The following is a 16,944-nucleotide window of genomic DNA, read 5'->3' on the forward strand; positions in this document are numbered from 1 at the left end:
ACGCATAGTCATTACGTTAAGCATACACCACGTAAACGACCGCCCATGGGAGCGGTCCCAATGCGTTTATCGTACCATGCACGGGCGTTTATTGTCGAATTTCCAGTCAGGTATCAAATATTGCATGGCCATCGCATCGTCGCGTGCCCCCAGGCCATGTTTCTGATACAGCTCGTGGGCTTTCATCACCTGATCCATATCCAGCTCAATGCCCAGACCGGGCGTGGTTGGCACCTGCACCATGCCTCCTTTGATCTCAAATGGCTCTCTGGTCAGACGCTGATTACCTTCCTGCCAGATCCAGTGGGTATCGATAGCGGTGATCGTGCCCGGTGCGGCAGCGGCCACGTGGGTGAACATCGCCAGCGAGACATCAAAGTGGTTATTGGAGTGCGAGCCCCAGGTCAGGCCAAATTCATGACACATCTGTGCCACACGCACCGACCCCTGCATCGTCCAGAAGTGGGGGTCTGCCAGCGGAATATCGACAGACTGTAACGACAGGGTGTGCCCCATCTGACGCCAGTCGGTGGCAATCATATTGGTCGCGGTGGGTAAACCGGTGGCGCGACGGAATTCCGCCATCACTTCACGGCCCGAGAAGCCCTGCTCAGCCCCGCACGGATCTTCCGCGTACGCCAGCACGCCTTTCAGTTGTTTACCAATGCGTATAGCTTCATCCAGAGACCAGGCACCGTTCGGGTCGAGCGTGACGCGCGCCTGCGGGAAACGTTTTGCCAGCGCGGTAATGGCTTCCGCCTCCTGTTCACCCGCAAGCACGCCGCCCTTCAGTTTGAAATCGTTAAAGCCATATTTTTCGTACGCGGCTTCCGCCAGGCGCACCACCGCATCCGGGGTCATCGCTTCTTCGTGGCGGAGTCGGTACCAGTCACATTTTTCATCCGCCTGGTTCTGGTACGGCAGCGGCGTCAGCGTGCGGTCGCCAACGAAGAACAGATAGCCCAGCATTTCCACTTCACTGCGCTGCTGGCCTTCGCCCAGCAGCGACGCAACGTTAACGCCCAGGTGTTGGCCCAGCAGATCCAGCATCGCGGCTTCGATACCGGTGACCACGTGAATGGTGGTTCGCAGGTCGAAGGTTTGCAGACCACGACCGCCGGCATCACGGTCAGCGAAGGTGCTTCGCACGGTATTGAGGATATTTTTATATTCGCCCAGCGTTTTTCCCACCACCAGCGGAGCGGCCTCTTCCAGCGTTTTGCGGATCTTCTCACCACCGGGGATTTCGCCCACGCCGGTATGCCCGGAGTTATCGTTGATAATGACAATATTGCGGGTGAAAAACGGCGCATGCGCTCCGCTCAGGTTCATCAACATGCTGTCATGGCCGGCGACCGGAATGATCTGCATGGAAGTGACTACAGGGGTAGTAAAAGTACTCATCGTTCAATCCTTTTATCAGTGACGTCCAAAAACAGGGCGCTTACGATCAAATGTCCAGCCGGGGATCAGGTACTGCATCGGCCCCGCGTCGTTACGCGCGCCGCCTGGCAGTTTTTTATACGCCTCATGCGCGTGATGAACCTGATCCCAGTCAAGCTCAACGCCCAGCCCCGGTGCATCTGGTACGGCAATCTTGCCATTTTTGATTACCAGCGGTTCTTTCGTCAGGCGGGCTTCTCCCTCCTGCCAAATCCAGTGGGTATCAATGGCGGTCGGGTTGCCCGGAGCCGCCGCGCCAACGTGCGTAAACATCGCCAGCGAGATGTCGAAATGGTTGTTGGAGTGACAACCCCAGGTCAGTCCCCAGTCGTCGCAGAGCTGTGCGACGCGAACGGCACCTGAGAGTGTCCAGAAATGCGGGTCCGCCAGTGGAATATCGACCGCGTTCAGCATCACCGCGTGGCCCATTTCACGCCAGTTGGTGGCGATCATATTGGTGGCCACCGGTAGACCGGTGGCACGCCGGAATTCCGCCATTACTTCACGGCCAGAGAAGCCCTGCTCAGCCCCGCACGGGTCCTCCGCGTAGGTCAACACGTCGTCCAGCCCTTTGCATAAGGCAATGGCCTCATCCAGCAGCCATGCACCGTTCGGATCCACCGTGATGCGCGCATCCGGGAAGCGTTTTTTGAGCGCGCGGGCAGTTTCAATCTCCTGCTCGCCGGGCAATACGCCGCCTTTCAGCTTGAAATCTTTAAATCCGTAGCGATCCTGCGCGGCTTCCGCCAGCCGAACCACCGCCTCACCGGAAAGTGCCTCCTGGTGACGCAGGTGATACCACTCGTGGTCGCCAGGGGAATGCGCCAGATAAGGCAGGTCGGTTTTGTTGCGATCGCCAACATAAAACAGATAACCGAGCACCGTCACCGCGTCGCGCTGTTTTCCTGGCCCCAGCAGTTCGCAGACCGGAACCTTCAGCGCCTTACCCAGTAAATCAAGCAGAGCAGCCTCCAGCGCGGCGACAGCGTTGACGCGCAATTCGAACGTCCACGCGCCTTTGCCGAACGTGTCAAAGTCTGCCGACTGATTGCCCTTGTGCACCCGCTGAACCACGTTATTGAGGCGAGCTACCTCTTTCCCGACGACCAGCGGAATGGCGTCTAACAGCGTCTGGTGGATAACCTCGCCACCCGGCGCTTCCCCAACGCCGGTGTGGCCCGCGGAGTCCGTCAGCACCACGATATTACGGGTAAACCAGGCGTTATGTGCGCCACCGATGTTGAGCAGCATACTGTCCTGTCCGGCCACCGGAATGACCTTCATGTCGGTAATCACCGGGCTTGATTGAGTCGTCATCAGCCGCGCTCCACTACAGGTTTAAGTTCCACGCGCTTGATATCACCCACCAGAACCAGGTAGCTCAGGACCGCCACCAGCGCGTGTACGCCAACATAAATCAGCGCGCCGTTGAAGGAGCCGGTGGTTCCCACGATGTAGCCGATGGCAATGGGGGTCACAATCCCGGAGATGTTGCCAAACATATTGAACAGTCCACCGCTCAGGCCGCTGATCTCTTTCGGTGCGGTATCCGCCATGACCGCCCAGCCGAGGGCACCGATCCCTTTACCGAAGAAGGCCATCGCCATAAAGCCAATAATCATCCACTCGGCGCTGACGTAGTTACAGAACACCATGGTCATGGAGAGCAGCATGCCGAGCACAATCGGCGTTTTACGCGCGATATTCAAAGAGCCTGTACGACGCATCAGCCAGTCGGAAATCACACCCCCCAGCACCCCCCCTACAAAACCGCAGATAGCCGGGACTGACGCCACAAAGCCCGCTTTCAGGATCGACATCCCGCGCTCCTGCACCAGGTAAACCGGGAACCAGGTGATGAAGAAGTAAGTTAAGGCGTTAATGCAATACTGGCCCAGATAGATGCCGATCATCATGCGCGAGCCGACGAGCTGTTTGATCTGCGCCCATTTCTGGCTGAACGGCACTTTTGCTTTTGCCGATTTCTGATCCATGTTGATCAGCGCCCCGCCTTCAGCAATGTACTCCAGCTCTTTTTTATTCACGCCGGGATGCTGGTTCGGTTCATGGATCACTTTCAGCCAGACGAAGCTAATGATGATCCCAAGCCCACCCATAAAGAAGAAGACATGTGACCAGCCCACTTCATGCGTCAGCCAGCCCATAATGGGTGCAAAGATCACTGTCGCAAAGTATTGCGCAGAGTTAAAAATTGCCACCGCCGTTCCCCTCTCCTGCGCCGGGAACCACGCCGCCACAATACGGCTGTTACCGGGGAAGGAAGGTGCTTCGGCTAAGCCCACCAGGAAGCGCAGGGTGAAGAGCGCAACGATGATGCCAAATCCGTTGAACACATCGACGAAGCCCTGCAACAGGGTAAATGCCGACCAGATGAAGATGGACCAGAAATAGACGCGTTTGGAGCCAAAACGATCAAGCAGCCAGCCGCCAGGAATTTGGCCGATAACGTAGGCCCATGAAAATGCGGAGAAAACGTAGCCCATGCCAACCGGATCAAGACCGATGTCTTTTGCCATTTCAGAACCGGCAATCGACAGCGTGGCACGGTCACCATAGTTAAAGGATGTGACGATAAACAGCATCACCACTATCCAGTAGCGCGCATTTGTGCGCTTCTCAGCGCTGCTCGCCGCGTGGCTTAATGTACTCATTGTTGCACTCCTGAATCCAGGCTCTCGCCAGTTCATTCTGTACAGCACCGGTAGGGTAACCAGAATGAGGGTTAGTATTTGGCAGTTTTGGTACGGCTTGATGCCGTTTTATAGTGCGCACTGCCTTTTTGATGACTGACCGGAAAAGTATAGGGAGAAGTGCCTCTGTCCCTCACCGTGCATGAACACAACATTGAGGGGTCAATGAGAAGTTGTTTGGGGCATAAGCCCAAAGCAGTGGAAGGTAGTTCACGGAATTCGCCGGAAGGCGGGAGAAAAGCAAAACGGTAACCGACGTTACCGTTTTGTGTTTGCGCTCGCGCCACGTGGGCGCGGGGCCCGGGTATGCGAAGGGCTGCCCGGCCAGAGGGTTATTTAAGCAGCGTTGCCCAGTGTTCAACCCACGGGTTCGATTCACTCTCTGGCTCAGGGTGTTCACCTGCATCAATCAGCAGCATCTCACCGACGCGTTGCGCGCTCTGTTCCTGCAAAAGCGCATCGAACTGCTTACCACCGCCGCAGAAATTGGCGTAAGAACTGTCGCCCAGAGCAATGATGCCGTAGTGAACATCCGGCTGATAGCCAAGCTGATCCTTGATTGCCTGGAAAAGCGGCACGATGCTGTCCGGCAGATCGCCCTGCCCGGTAGTGGAGGTAACCACCAGAATGTATTTATCTTTGTACTTTTCCCAGTCTGCCAGCTCCGGGTCTTCATAGACCGTGGCTTTATGGCCCTGACCTGCGAGTATCGCCTCAGCCTCTTCTGCTACCAGCAGCGAGTTGCCGTACATTGTGCCGACAAAAATGCCCACTTCAGCCATGATGTATTTCCTTGATTATTGCGCTTGCTGTTCATCCTGAACGTTGCCCGATACAAACTCAACCCTTTCATTTTCGGGGAGTTGCCCCAGCCAGCCAAACTGTGACAGCGCCTGCATCCAGACGTTGTCCAGCCCCGCATGGAGAGTAAGCGGTTCGCCGGTAAACGGGTGCGTCAGGCTCAGTTCACTGGCATGCAGCATCAGGCGGTCGCAGCCAAAATGTTCGGCAGCACTGCGGTTCTGGCGCAAATCGCCGTGCTTGCTGTCACCGATAATCGGATGACGCAGATGTTTCAGGTGACGGCGGAGCTGGTGTTTGCGCCCGGTTTTGGGCAACAGCTCAACCAGACTGTAGCGGGTGGTCGGAAACTTGCTGGTTGCCACCGGCATTTCCGTGGTCGCCATGCCGCGGTAATCCGTCACGGCAGGCTGCGGGCCTTTGTCATCGCGGGCAAATTTATCGGCAATCTTGTCCAGCTCTTCCACCAGCGGATAATCGAGCGTGGCGCTCTCCGTCAGCCAGCCACGAACGATCGCGTGGTAGCGTTTCTGGATCTGGTGCTGTTCAAACTGCTGCGACAGCAGGCGGCCCGCTTCGCTGGAAAGCCCCATCAGCAACACACCGGAGGTTGGCCTGTCGAGACGATGAGCCGTAAAGACGTGCTGACCAATCTGGTCGCGCACGGTTTGCATCACCACCACTTTTTCATCGCGGTCCAGCCAGCTTCGGTGCACCAGCCAGCCAGACGGTTTGTTTACCGCGACCAGCCACTCATCCTGATAGAGGATCTCAAGCGTCATGCATCTTCACCGGCAAACACAGCATCCAGCTTTTCCAGCTCAATCAGCATGACATCGCGCGCAGGGTGGGTCGCGTCCAGCGCCATTTCATAATAAGGCGCAACAGCGAACGCCTGCGGCAGCGGGTGGCCACCGTCGAGCAGCGCGTGCATACGCGGAATTAATACCCACTGGAGCCATTCGAACGGTGCCAGCGTATCCAGACAGAACGGCTGAGTGCTTGCGAAGGCTTCTGGCTGCGGCGCGGTCTCCTGCCACAGCTGATGTTGGCGCAATAATGCCTCGATGGCGTGCAACCGGGCACGAACGCTATCGTGTTGCGTCATAGTAACCTCAACTGAAAAAGTGAACGGCGCGCAGCATAGCATTGCAGGAGACAGAAATAAAAAAAGGGAGCACTGTAAAAACAGTGCTCCCGGTTCGTTCCGCAGCAATCCAGCTACAATTCGTGCTCCCTGCTCATCCGTGACAACTTTTCCTGAAGCCCGAAGGCCTGGTCATCCTTCACCTTGTGCATCCTGCTCACATCGTCCTGATGTGTTAGTTTCATCCTGAAACGTCCTGGCCATCCTGACCCACCGACCATCCTGACCGGCTCTCATTCTCCCTTCCTGGAGGTGTCCCTTACGCATCCTGCGCGATCCTTTTGCTTCATCCTGAAGCCTTCCTGCAGCGTCATCCTGACGTGTTCCTGGTGAGAAACGCCATCATCCTGATGTTCGTTTCTCGTGTCGGCGTCCTGTCGACACAACTAGAATCCGCTATTCTGCTTCGTCTTACAACCCATGCTGGCAGCGCTGTAAGCCGTCCCGTGCCCCCCTGGACGCGGCGATACCTCATTAACATATTGAAAAATAGAGTAATGTTAATCTTAATTAAATAAGGTAATACTGAATGATCCAGCGATCTCTCACAACTCTGTAAGAGATCTCTCACACGCGCGATAGCATCGTGGATTACAGAAGTGGCTCAAGTCGGGTGAGGAATTCCGCAAGTGAGGGGGCGAGAGTCTCGCGATTGCGGGTACCGATGGTCTCTTTAACCACTTCACCAGACAGGTTGCAGACTGAGATAACGTCCAGTTCACTGTCCAGCGTGGCAATAAAGAGCGTCGGAGAAAGCTTAAGGCGTTTTTGCGTGACCAGATGACCAATCAGGTTTTCCTGAACACGCTGCAGATCGTCTTCACTCCAGGTCTGCAACAGCGTCAGCGTGATATCAGCAAATCGCGCAGGCATATCCCCTGCAAATTGCGTGGTATAAAACGCGTGAACCGCTGGTTGTACCACAATGTCCATTGCCCGTTCAACCGCATTTACATTTTGCTCACCCGTCGGGGATTGCGGTTGCCAGATAACGTAATCATCCGGAGAAGAGATAATACACGGCGAAGGTACACCATATAAGTCAGTGCTTTGCGGCCATGTGCCGTGCGTTTCATGCCATGCATCGCAATAGCGGGTCGTGAAGGCAGTGAGGGCATTTGCAGTTTCGATGTCCACCGATTTCTCTCTTCTTGTAAGACAGGATAAACTCAGCCCATAAGTGTACCTGTAAAGTGGCTATGAAACATGTCTTACGAAAATCATCAGGCGTTAACGGGCTTAACGCTGGGTAAATCGACCGATTACCGCGACACCTACGATGCAAGCCTGCTGCAGGGCGTACCGCGCAGTCTGAATCGCGATCCTCTGGGCCTGCGCGCTGACGCGCTGCCGTTTGTTGGCGGTGATATCTGGACGTTGTACGAGCTCTCATGGCTCAACGCCCGCGGTCTGCCGCAGGTTGCTGTGGGCCATGTTGAACTGGATTATGCCAGCCAGAACCTGGTGGAATCCAAAAGCTTTAAGCTCTATCTCAACAGCTTTAACCAGACCAAATTCGACAGTCAGGAAGAGGTTCAGCATACCCTGGAGCGGGATTTAAGCGCCTGCGCGCAGGGCAAGGTGAGCGTGTCACTCTATCGTCTGAATGAGCTGGAAGGGCAGCCGGTTGCCCACTTCAACGGCACCTGCATCGACGATCAGGATATCGCAGTGGATAATTACGAATTCAGTACCGATTACCTCGAAAATGCGGCAAGCGGAAAGATCGTTGAAGAGACGCTGGTAAGTCATTTACTGAAATCCAACTGCCTGATCACCCATCAGCCGGACTGGGGCTCCGTGCAGATCCAGTATCGCGGTCCGAAGATTGACCGGGAAAAACTGCTGCGCTACCTGGTGTCGTTCCGCCATCACAACGAATTCCACGAGCAGTGCGTGGAGCGCATCTTTAATGATATTCAGCGTTTCTGTCATCCCGAAACGTTAAGCGTTTATGCGCGCTACACCCGCCGTGGTGGTCTGGATATCAATCCATGGCGCACCAACACGGACTTTGTGCCTGCCACCGGCCGTCTTGTACGCCAGTAACCTAAATATTTTCGCAATATGCGCGGTCTATTCCGCGCTTTAGGTTGTGAAACGTCGTAAGCCAGGGCTATTGTAATCAACAGGGAAAGACGATAATCGTCCCGTAAGGAGCTCACTTGATTACACATATTAGCCCTCTTGGCTCAATGGATATGTTGTCGCAGCTGGAAGTGGACATGCTTAAACGCACGGCCAGCAGCGATCTTTATCAATTGTTTCGTAACTGTTCACTTGCCGTACTGAACTCCGGAAGCCTGACCGACAACAGTAAAGAGCTGCTGTCCCGCTTCGAAAGCTTTGATATCAACGTGCTGCGCCGCGAGCGTGGCGTGAAACTTGAAGTGATCAACCCGCCGGAAGAGGCCTTTGTGGACGGGCGCATCATTCGCTCCCTTCAGGCCAACCTGTTTGCCGTGCTGCGTGACATCCTGTTTGTTAACGGGCAGATCCACAACGCAGGGCGCTTCCAGCATCTCGACCTGGAAAGCTCGGTACATATCACCAATCTGGTGTTCTCCATTTTACGTAACGCCCGCGCCCTGCACGTGGGCGAAGCCCCTAATATGGTCGTCTGCTGGGGTGGTCACTCGATTAACGAAACCGAATATCTCTATGCCCGTCGGGTAGGAAACCAGCTCGGCCTGCGTGAGCTGAATATCTGTACCGGCTGTGGTCCCGGGGCGATGGAAGCGCCAATGAAAGGCGCGGCAGTGGGACACGCTCAGCAGCGTTACAAAGAAGGGCGCTTTATCGGCATGACCGAGCCGTCGATCATCGCCGCTGAGCCACCTAACCCGCTGGTTAACGAACTGATTATTATGCCGGATATCGAGAAACGCCTTGAGGCGTTTGTCCGTATCGCCCACGGGATAATCATCTTCCCGGGTGGCGTGGGAACCGCAGAAGAGCTGCTCTACCTGCTGGGTATTCTGATGAACCCGGCTAACAAAGATCAGGTTCTGCCGTTGATCCTGACCGGGCCGAAAGAGAGCGCTGACTACTTCCGCGTACTGGACGAGTTTATCGTGCATACGCTGGGGGAAACCGCGCGTCGTCACTATCGCATCATCATTGACGATGCGGCAGAAGTGGCGCGTCAGATGAAAAAAGCGATGCCGCTGGTTAAAGAGAACCGTCGCGACACCGGAGATGCCTACAGCTTTAACTGGTCAATCCGCATCGCGCCGGACCTGCAGATCCCGTTCGAACCCTCGCACGAAAACATGGCCAACCTGAAACTGTACCCGGACCAGCCGGTAGAAGTCCTGGCTGCCGACCTGCGACGCGCCTTCTCCGGCATCGTGGCGGGTAACGTGAAAGAGATGGGCATCCGTGCTATCGAGAAGTATGGTCCGTATAAGATCCATGGCGATCGCGAAATGATGCGCCGCATGGATGACATGCTGCAGGGCTTTGTTGCCCAGCACCGCATGAAGCTACCCGGGTCGGCGTACATTCCTTGCTACGAAATCTGCACGTAACATTTTCACTCTCCTGATAAAAGCCGGGCCACGATGCTGTGGGGCCCGGCTTTTTTATTACCAAAACAACTCATAGATATTGCTTATACCTTTTACAAACTCTGACGCCACGCAAACGATTACCTCGTTTTTACAACCGTAAATTATCAGCCTTAAACTAAATTACCTGCCGGAAAATCCTAAAAACCCATTTCTTTACAGCGTAAGACACCTATCTTAGCGGGTGCTCTTTTAGCTCACATGTTGTTGATGGTAGCCTTCGCGCCCGTAAATCCTATTCGATGTTTTTTTAATAGATAAATGGTCTAAAGATGCCCACATCAAAAGTGGATTATTGCAATTGGGATCGGGATCACTGATAGATTCATAACGAGAATGTATCTTTCCGCCCGCCAATAGTTACGGGCGAAAATTATTAAAAAACCGTCACTGAACGAATTTCATATTACCGTCAGGCACTTTTTCATCGGATTTGACTACAAACCTGACAATTTGCTTCCTCCAGGAGATACAGATGGAAACCACTCAAACCAGCACCGTTGCTTCGATTGAATCCCGAAGTGGTTGGCGCAAATCAGATACCATGTGGATGCTTGGCCTTTACGGCACAGCTATCGGCGCTGGTGTATTGTTCCTTCCTATTAACGCAGGCGTCGGCGGTCTGATTCCGCTGATCATCATGGCTATCATTGCCTTCCCGATGACCTACTTTGCGCACCGCGGCCTGACCCGCTTCGTGCTGTCCGGTAAAAATCCTGGCGAAGACATTACTGAAGTCGTTGAAGAACATTTCGGCGTGGGCGCAGGTAAACTGATTACCCTGCTCTACTTCTTCGCGATTTACCCTATTTTGCTGGTTTACAGCGTTGCAATCACTAACACCGTTGAAAGCTTCATGCTGCACCAGCTGCACATGACGCCACCACCGCGTGCCATTCTGTCTCTGATCCTGATTGTGGGCATGATGACCATTGTCCGTTTCGGTGAGCAGATGATCGTGAAAGCGATGAGCATCCTGGTGTTCCCGTTTGTGGCTGCACTGATGGTACTGGCGCTGTATCTGATTCCACAGTGGCACGGTGCCGCGCTGGAAACGCTCTCCCTGAGCAGCGCATCTGCGACCGGTAACGGCCTGCTGATGACCCTGTGGCTGGCGATCCCGGTGATGGTATTCTCCTTTAACCACTCACCGATCATCTCCTCCTTCGCAGTGGCGAAGCGTGAAGAGTACGGCGACGGTGCAGAGAAGAAGTGCTCTAGCATCCTGGCGCGTGCACACATCATGATGGTGCTGACCGTTATGTTCTTCGTCTTCAGCTGTGTACTGAGCCTCTCCCCGGCGGATCTGGCGGCAGCGAAAGAGCAGAACATCACCATTCTGTCTTACCTGGCGAACCACTTTAACGCACCGGTCATCGCGTGGATGGCACCTATCATCGCGATCATCGCCATTACCAAATCCTTCCTCGGCCACTACCTGGGCGCACGTGAAGGCTTCAACGGTATGGTGATTAAATCTCTGCGCGGTAAAGGCAAGAGCATTGAAGTCAACAAACTGAACAAGATGACCGCGCTGTTCATGCTGGTCACCACCTGGGCAGTTGCCACGCTGAACCCAAGCATCCTGGGCATGATTGAAACCCTGGGCGGCCCGGTTATCGCGATGATTCTGTTCCTGATGCCGATGTACGCGATTCAGAAAGTACCTGCCATGCGCAAGTACAGCGGTCAGATTAGCAATATCTTCGTGGTTATCATGGGGCTTATCGCTATCTCCGCAATCTTCTACTCCCTGTACACCATGTTCTGATTATCACCCGCGCCGTCTCAGGACGGCGCACTCCTCCCCCTCTGACTGAAAGCAATGGACGCATCATGATTAGCGTATTCGATATTTTCAAAATCGGTATTGGTCCTTCCAGCTCTCACACCGTCGGACCAATGAAAGCCGGTAAGCAGTTCACGGATGACTTGATTGCGCGCGGCATTTTGCACGACGTAACCCGTGTGGTTGTCGATGTGTACGGCTCTCTCTCCCTGACAGGTAAGGGCCACCATACCGATATCGCCATTATCATGGGCCTGGCAGGAAACCTGCCGGATACCGTTGATATTGATGCGATCCCTGGTTTCATCCAGGACGTCAATACCCACGGTCGCCTGCTGCTGGCAAATGGCGAACATGAAGTGGAATTCCCGGTTGATCATTGCATGAATTTCCATGCAGACAACCTGTCACTGCACGAAAACGGAATGCGTATTACCGCACTGGCAGGCGACAAAGCGGTATACAGCCAGACTTACTACTCTATCGGCGGCGGGTTTATCGTCGACGAAGACCACTTTGGTGAAACCAGCACATCTTCCGTTGACGTGCCTTATCCGTACAAAACCGCGGCAGATCTTCAGCGTCACTGCCAGGAAACGGGGCTCTCCCTTTCCGGCCTGATGATGAAAAACGAGCTGGCCCTGCACAGCAAAGCGGAACTGGAGCAGCACTTCACCAGCGTCTGGGAAGTCATGCGCGGCGGTATCGAACGCGGGATCACTACCGAAGGCGTTCTGCCCGGTAAGCTTCGCGTACCACGCCGTGCGGCAGCGCTGCGTCGGATGCTCGTGAGCACCGACAAAACGACCACGGACCCTATGGCGGTCGTTGACTGGATCAATATGTTCGCGCTGGCGGTAAACGAAGAGAACGCTGCGGGTGGCCGCGTGGTGACAGCACCGACTAACGGCGCCTGCGGTATCGTTCCGGCGGTACTGGCGTACTACGACAAGTTTATCCGCGAAGTGAACGCCAACTCGCTGGCACGCTACCTGCTGGTCGCCAGTGCGATTGGTTCACTGTACAAGATGAACGCCTCCATTTCCGGTGCAGAAGTAGGCTGTCAGGGTGAAGTTGGCGTCGCCTGCTCCATGGCTGCGGCGGGTCTGGCAGAACTGCTGGGCGCAAGCCCGACACAGGTCTGTATTGCGGCTGAAATCGGCATGGAACATAACCTGGGCTTGACCTGCGACCCGGTTGCCGGACAGGTACAGGTGCCTTGCATCGAGCGTAACGCCATCGCCTCCGTGAAGGCGGTCAACGCCGCACGTATGGCGCTGCGTCGTACCAGTGAACCGCGCGTTTGCCTCGATAAAGTTATCGAAACCATGTACGAAACAGGTAAAGATATGAACGCCAAATACCGCGAAACATCTCGCGGCGGCCTGGCGATGAAGATCGTGACCTGCGATTAAGCCTTTCAGGAAGCCTCGTTTTGCGAGGCTTCTTCCTGTTTTCCCCACCACACATAGTTTCCCACCGCTGACAATGTTACCCTTCCCCCATTAAACAGAAGGGAGATTATCTGTGGCTGTTCATTTGCTTATCGTCGATGCGCTCAACCTCATTCGCCGGATCCATGCGGTGCAAGGTACGCCCTGTAAGGACACGTGTCTGCACGCGCTGGAGCAACTTATCCGCCATAGCGAACCGACCCATGTGGTTGCCGTTTTTGATGACGAAGCGCGTAACAGCGGCTGGCGACACCAGCGCCTTCCCGACTATAAGGCCGGGCGCGCACCAATGCCTGACGATTTGCATGCCGAAATGCCGGCCATTCGCGCCGCCTTTGAACAGCGCGGCGTTCCCTGCTGGGGAGCCTATGGCAATGAAGCCGATGATCTGGCCGCCACGTTAGCCGTCAAGGTCGCGAGCGCCGGACATCAGGCCACCATCGTCTCAACCGATAAAGGCTACTGCCAGCTGCTTTCGCCCACCGTCCGCATCCGCGATTACTTCCAGAAGCGCTGGCTTGATGCCCCCTTTATCGCCAGTGAGTTTGGCGTCTCGCCGGAACAACTTCCTGACTACTGGGGGCTGGCCGGAATAAGCAGCTCGAAGGTTCCGGGAGTGGCAGGCATCGGGCCGAAGAGTGCCGCCCAGCTGCTGACGGATTTTCAGAGTCTGGAAGGGATTTACGCCAGGCTGGACGAGGTCCCGGAAAAATGGCGTAAGAAGCTGGAGGCGCATAAAGAGATGGCCTTTATCTGCCGGGATGTGGCGACGTTACAGACGGATTTACAGCTGGACGGGAACTTGCAGCAGTTGCGCTTAGAACGTTAAATCGTTTTCAGATGAATCGCCCGGCAAGCAAAACGCCACCGGGCAATGTAACGCGTATTATCGCTCGTCGCGACGTCCACCGACAGCAGCCCACCAGCGACGAATGTGCACCGTCACTTCTTCGCGGTCGTGATACAGCTGGCGCGCCTGAATCTCCACGTTAATGCCGTGCTCATCCATTTGCGCCTGGATATAGGCCAGGTTTTGCGAGACTTCCTCATAGCGCTTTTTCATCGGCAGCTTGAGGTTAAAGATAGTCTCACGGCACCAGCCGTTCACCAGCCAGGAGGCCATCAGCGCGGCCACTTTTGCCGGCTTCTCAACCATATCGCACACCATCCAGGAGATGTTGCTGCGGGTGGGACGATAGCGGAAACCATCTTCACGTAGCCAGGTGACCTGTCCGGTATCCATCAGGCTTTGGGCCATCGGGCCGTTATCAACCGAAGAGACCCACATGTTGCGTTTCACCAGTTGATAGGTCCAGCCGCCCGGACACGCGCCGAGATCGACCGCGTACATGCCGTTCGCCAGACGCTCATCCCACTCATCCGCCGGGATAAACACGTGGAACGCCTCTTCCAGCTTCAGGGTCGAACGGCTTGGCGCATCTGAAGGGAATTTCAGACGCGGAATGCCCATGAAGAAGGGAGAGTTGTTATTGGTGTAGGAGTAACCCGTGTAACAGCAGCCAGGGGCGATAAAGAATATATGCACCACCGGACGTTTTGGCGTTTCGTAGTTTGTCAGCACGCCAGCGTCACGCAGTGCAGCGCGCAGCGGTACGGTGAACTTACGGCAGAACTTCATCAGCTCTTTGCTTTCGTTGGTATCCGCGACTTCAACACGCAGCTCGCCACCCTTTTCCACGACCCCCTGCAGCATACCCACAACCGGCGTGATGCGGTCTTCCGGCGGAAGATCTTTTAGCAGTTCACCGGCAACAAACATCTGGCGAGCGAAAATCAGTGAGCTGAACGGCAGCTCACGCGCGAGTTTATCCGCATCCTCAGGCTGATAGCACTCGAATACGACGTAGCCGGCATTATCTTTAACGCGTGCAAAGCCAAAGACTTCGCGCTTCGCCGCTTTATCAGTAATTTCCGCGGCGCACTCTTTCTCAAACCCCGGGCGACAATATAAAACAACCTTATTCATGAACAACGCCCTTGCGTTTCAGACGGATGGCTCCGATAAACATTAATACCCAACCTGCCAGGAAGCTGACGCCGCCGACAGGTGTAACAAACGCCCACAGGCGTAAATGCGAAAGCGCCAGGCAGTACAGACTACCGCTGAACAACACGGTGCCTAACGCCAGGAATACGCTGCTCCAGTAAAACCAGATGCTGATGCGGCGCTGCATTGCCACCGCCAGCCCAAAAATCGCCAGCGTGTGGAATGCCTGGTATTCAAGGCCGGTCTGGATCCAGCCCATTTCTACCGCCCCCAACGACTTGCTTAATACATGTGCGCCAAAGGCGCCCAGTGCAACAAAAATAAAGCCACTCACCGCGGCAAAAATCAGCATGAATCGGCTGGTCATGTTTAAATCCTAAAGTGATGCGTGCCCGGCACACAAAAGTTACTGTTCATACCTGAAGCGGAATTTTTCTTGCTCACTCGCCGCTTTCGCCAGAATCCACTGTCGGAAAGCGGCTATTTTACCCAGTTCTGCCTGACTGTCATGACAAACCAGATAAAACGCGTTCTTGCTGACCAGCACATCATTAAATGGACAAACCAGACGGCCTGCCTCAATTTCGGACTGCGCCATGACGTTATTCGCCAACGCCACGCCTTGCCCGTGAATGGCAGCCTGTAACACCATTGCGCTGTGGCTAAAAATGGGGCCCTGCTGCACGTTTATATGATTAAGACCTAATTGACGGGTATAAGTTTGCCAGTCACGGCGAGAAGCATCATGTAAAAGCGTATGTCGCGCCAGGTCAGCGGGGGTCTTCAGCGCCTTTTCGCCCGTTAAGAGCAGCGGTGAACAGACCGGCAGCAGATATTCTGCGTATAATTTTTCGACACGCAAGCCAGGCCAGTTACCGCGGCCATAGAAAATGGCGACGTCCACATCATCGGCCAGCTTGTCTTCCTGACGGTCCACCGCCTGGATTCGAACGTCGATTCCCGGATAAGCTGAGTTAAAGCTTGTGAGTCTTGGCACCAGCCACTGAATGGCAAAACTGGGTAATAAACTTACCGTCAGCGCGCCTTTTGCACTGCGGGCCTGCAGCTTGCGCGTGGCTTCCGTGAGCTGGGAAAAAATCTCTTTAATATCCTGAAAATAGCTCTGCCCCTCTTCGGTCAACAGTAATGAACGGTTGCGCCGACGGAACAGCTTAAGGCCCAGGAAATCCTCCAGAGACTTGATTTGGTGACTTACTGCGGCTTGTGTCACAAAAAGCTCATCGGCTGCGCGCGTGAAACTCAGGTGACGTGCTGCTGCATCAAAAACACGTAATGCATTTAGGGGTGGCAATCGCTTCGACATGGTTATCTGGCTTAGATGTTAACGAGATTTAACAAACAGGAAACAATGTTTAACCTATTAGTTTTTTTTATCTGAGCCATTATAATTTGTCCGTTGAGGAACTACCAGCAAATACCTATAGTGGCGGCACTTCCTGAGCCGGAACGAAGAGCTTTTTTCGGAATGCGTGTTCTGAAGGGCTTTTGGCTTACGGTTGTGATGTTGTGTTGTTGTGTTTGCAATTGGTCTGCGATTCAGACCACGGTAGCAACGCTACCAATTTTTCACTTCCTGTACATTTACCCTGTCTGTCCATAGTGATTAATGTAGCACCGCCAATTTGCGGTGCTTTTTTTTCGCCTGCGATCGATTAATGCTCGATTTCTTTCATTTCCTTCACGTCAGTGCGATTAATCTGCTGCTTGTTCCCGTTCGCATCTTTATACGAAATCATACCGGTGTCGTTATCGGTTGTCGGTTTCCCTTCAGAGACGATAGAACGGCCATCGTTAGTATGCATTACGTAGTTGTTACCGGAACAGGCGCTCAGGGCAAAGGTCAACGCACAGGCAGAGATAATGGCGGCTGTCTTTTTCATGCTTATTCTCCTTTAGCAATTAATGCTATTCAAACATCGATTTATAACAGGCTTAAACATTCACCTAACCTTATTTAGCATAACCTGCTTTTTCAGAGTCGCCAGGATAAGTAAGGATTAG

The 16,944-nt window shown here is 54.4% G+C and carries 16 protein-coding genes; 5 read left to right on the forward strand and 11 right to left on the reverse strand.

The window, feature by feature from the left end; genetic code table 11:
- Positions 1-66 precede the first annotated feature (66 nt).
- The 7 genes from gudD to syd form a co-directional block, all read right to left on the reverse strand.
- The gene (gene gudD, locus BJ887_RS09210) at positions 67-1,404 is read right to left on the reverse strand and encodes a glucarate dehydratase (RefSeq protein ID WP_059306448.1); all 1,338 of its coding nucleotides are present in this window, start codon (positions 1,402-1,404) and stop codon (positions 67-69) included.
- A gap of 15 nt (positions 1,405-1,419) precedes the next feature.
- On the reverse strand, positions 1,420-2,760 hold the full coding sequence (locus BJ887_RS09215) for an enolase C-terminal domain-like protein (RefSeq protein ID WP_121339784.1): 1,341 nt from the start codon (positions 2,758-2,760) through the stop codon (positions 1,420-1,422).
- Positions 2,760-4,115, reverse strand: coding sequence for an MFS transporter (locus BJ887_RS09220; protein ID WP_121339785.1), 1,356 nt, complete (start codon positions 4,113-4,115; stop codon positions 2,760-2,762). The genes BJ887_RS09215 and BJ887_RS09220 overlap by 1 nt, the downstream gene beginning before the upstream one ends.
- Positions 4,116-4,486: 371 nt before the next feature.
- The gene (locus tag BJ887_RS09225) at positions 4,487-4,936 is read right to left on the reverse strand and encodes a flavodoxin (RefSeq protein ID WP_014171421.1); all 450 of its coding nucleotides are present in this window, start codon (positions 4,934-4,936) and stop codon (positions 4,487-4,489) included.
- A 15-nt stretch (positions 4,937-4,951) separates the two neighbouring features.
- Entirely contained in the window at positions 4,952-5,737 is a 786-nt protein-coding gene (gene truC / locus BJ887_RS09230; RefSeq protein WP_014171422.1) for a tRNA pseudouridine(65) synthase TruC, read from the reverse strand.
- Complete coding sequence (locus tag BJ887_RS09235) at positions 5,734-6,063, reverse strand: YqcC family protein (protein WP_032678877.1); 330 nt, start codon at positions 6,061-6,063, stop codon at positions 5,734-5,736. Before BJ887_RS09235 ends, truC begins: the two co-directional genes overlap by 4 nt.
- Positions 6,064-6,693: 630 nt before the next feature.
- Complete coding sequence (gene syd / locus BJ887_RS09240; protein ID WP_040018897.1) at positions 6,694-7,239, reverse strand: SecY-interacting protein; 546 nt, start codon at positions 7,237-7,239, stop codon at positions 6,694-6,696.
- A 69-nt stretch (positions 7,240-7,308) separates the two neighbouring features.
- On the opposite strand from syd, the gene queF reads away from it, so the two are divergent.
- The 5 genes from queF to xni all read left to right on the forward strand — a co-directional run bounded on the left by queF (position 7,309) and on the right by xni (position 13,743).
- Positions 7,309-8,151, forward strand: coding sequence for an NADPH-dependent 7-cyano-7-deazaguanine reductase QueF (gene queF / locus BJ887_RS09245; RefSeq protein WP_032680380.1), 843 nt, complete (start codon positions 7,309-7,311; stop codon positions 8,149-8,151).
- 116 nt (positions 8,152-8,267) lie between these two features.
- Positions 8,268-9,632: a nucleotide 5'-monophosphate nucleosidase PpnN gene (gene ppnN, locus BJ887_RS09250; RefSeq protein WP_014171428.1), complete on the forward strand. Its 1,365-nt coding sequence runs from the start codon at positions 8,268-8,270 to the stop codon at positions 9,630-9,632.
- Between the two features lie 514 nt (positions 9,633-10,146).
- Complete coding sequence (locus BJ887_RS09255; RefSeq protein ID WP_020883794.1) at positions 10,147-11,442, forward strand: HAAAP family serine/threonine permease; 1,296 nt, start codon at positions 10,147-10,149, stop codon at positions 11,440-11,442.
- 65 nt (positions 11,443-11,507) lie between these two features.
- Positions 11,508-12,875, forward strand: a complete 1,368-nt coding sequence (locus BJ887_RS09260) for an L-serine ammonia-lyase (protein ID WP_020883793.1) — start codon at positions 11,508-11,510, stop codon at positions 12,873-12,875.
- Positions 12,876-12,987: 112 nt separating this feature from the next.
- Positions 12,988-13,743 (forward strand): flap endonuclease Xni, encoded by a 756-nt coding sequence (gene xni, locus BJ887_RS09265; RefSeq protein ID WP_113657006.1) that lies wholly within the window; start codon positions 12,988-12,990, stop codon positions 13,741-13,743.
- 57 nt (positions 13,744-13,800) lie between these two features.
- Here xni and rlmM read toward each other — a convergent pair whose 3' ends face one another.
- From rlmM to BJ887_RS09285, 4 genes are all read right to left on the reverse strand, one after another.
- Positions 13,801-14,901, reverse strand: a complete 1,101-nt coding sequence (gene rlmM / locus BJ887_RS09270) for a 23S rRNA (cytidine(2498)-2'-O)-methyltransferase RlmM (protein ID WP_113657005.1) — start codon at positions 14,899-14,901, stop codon at positions 13,801-13,803.
- A complete protein-coding gene (locus tag BJ887_RS09275; RefSeq protein ID WP_008499646.1) occupies positions 14,894-15,289 on the reverse strand; it encodes a DUF423 domain-containing protein in 396 nt (131 codons plus the stop codon). The genes rlmM and BJ887_RS09275 overlap by 8 nt, the downstream gene beginning before the upstream one ends.
- A 39-nt stretch (positions 15,290-15,328) precedes the next feature.
- Complete coding sequence (gcvA, locus tag BJ887_RS09280) at positions 15,329-16,246, reverse strand: glycine cleavage system transcriptional regulator GcvA (protein WP_014171433.1); 918 nt, start codon at positions 16,244-16,246, stop codon at positions 15,329-15,331.
- A 349-nt stretch (positions 16,247-16,595) separates the two neighbouring features.
- Positions 16,596-16,823 carry a YgdI/YgdR family lipoprotein gene (locus BJ887_RS09285; RefSeq protein WP_003862759.1) on the reverse strand — a complete coding sequence of 76 codons (228 nt, stop codon included), beginning with the start codon at positions 16,821-16,823 and terminating at the stop codon, positions 16,596-16,598.
- Between the last annotated feature and the right edge of the window lie 121 nt (positions 16,824-16,944).

The sequence above is a fragment of the Enterobacter sp. WPR_3_1 genome (genome assembly GCF_003635055.1).
GTDB classification, from domain to species: domain Bacteria; phylum Pseudomonadota; class Gammaproteobacteria; order Enterobacterales; family Enterobacteriaceae; genus Enterobacter; species Enterobacter ludwigii.

Bases quoted from the DNA above. Each gene is read 5' to 3' on its own strand.
- BJ887_RS09285 (WP_003862759.1), bottom strand. From the start codon at position 16,823: ATGAAAAAGACAGCCGCCATTATCTCTGCCTGTGCGTTGACCTTTGCC.
- rlmM (WP_113657005.1), bottom strand. From the start codon at position 14,901: ATGAATAAGGTTGTTTTATATTGTCGCCCGGGGTTTGAGAAAGAGTGC.
- BJ887_RS09215 (WP_121339784.1), bottom strand. From the start codon at position 2,760: ATGACGACTCAATCAAGCCCGGTGATTACCGACATGAAGGTCATTCCG.
- queF (WP_032680380.1), top strand. From the start codon at position 7,309: ATGTCTTACGAAAATCATCAGGCGTTAACGGGCTTAACGCTGGGTAAA.
- BJ887_RS09260 (WP_020883793.1), top strand. From the start codon at position 11,508: ATGATTAGCGTATTCGATATTTTCAAAATCGGTATTGGTCCTTCCAGC.
- BJ887_RS09225 (WP_014171421.1), bottom strand. From the start codon at position 4,936: ATGGCTGAAGTGGGCATTTTTGTCGGCACAATGTACGGCAACTCGCTG.
- BJ887_RS09235 (WP_032678877.1), bottom strand. From the start codon at position 6,063: ATGACGCAACACGATAGCGTTCGTGCCCGGTTGCACGCCATCGAGGCA.
- truC (WP_014171422.1), bottom strand. From the start codon at position 5,737: ATGACGCTTGAGATCCTCTATCAGGATGAGTGGCTGGTCGCGGTAAAC.
- BJ887_RS09275 (WP_008499646.1), bottom strand. From the start codon at position 15,289: ATGACCAGCCGATTCATGCTGATTTTTGCCGCGGTGAGTGGCTTTATT.
- gudD (WP_059306448.1), bottom strand. From the start codon at position 1,404: ATGAGTACTTTTACTACCCCTGTAGTCACTTCCATGCAGATCATTCCG.
- gcvA (WP_014171433.1), bottom strand. From the start codon at position 16,246: ATGTCGAAGCGATTGCCACCCCTAAATGCATTACGTGTTTTTGATGCA.
- BJ887_RS09220 (WP_121339785.1), bottom strand. From the start codon at position 4,115: ATGAGTACATTAAGCCACGCGGCGAGCAGCGCTGAGAAGCGCACAAAT.
- BJ887_RS09255 (WP_020883794.1), top strand. From the start codon at position 10,147: ATGGAAACCACTCAAACCAGCACCGTTGCTTCGATTGAATCCCGAAGT.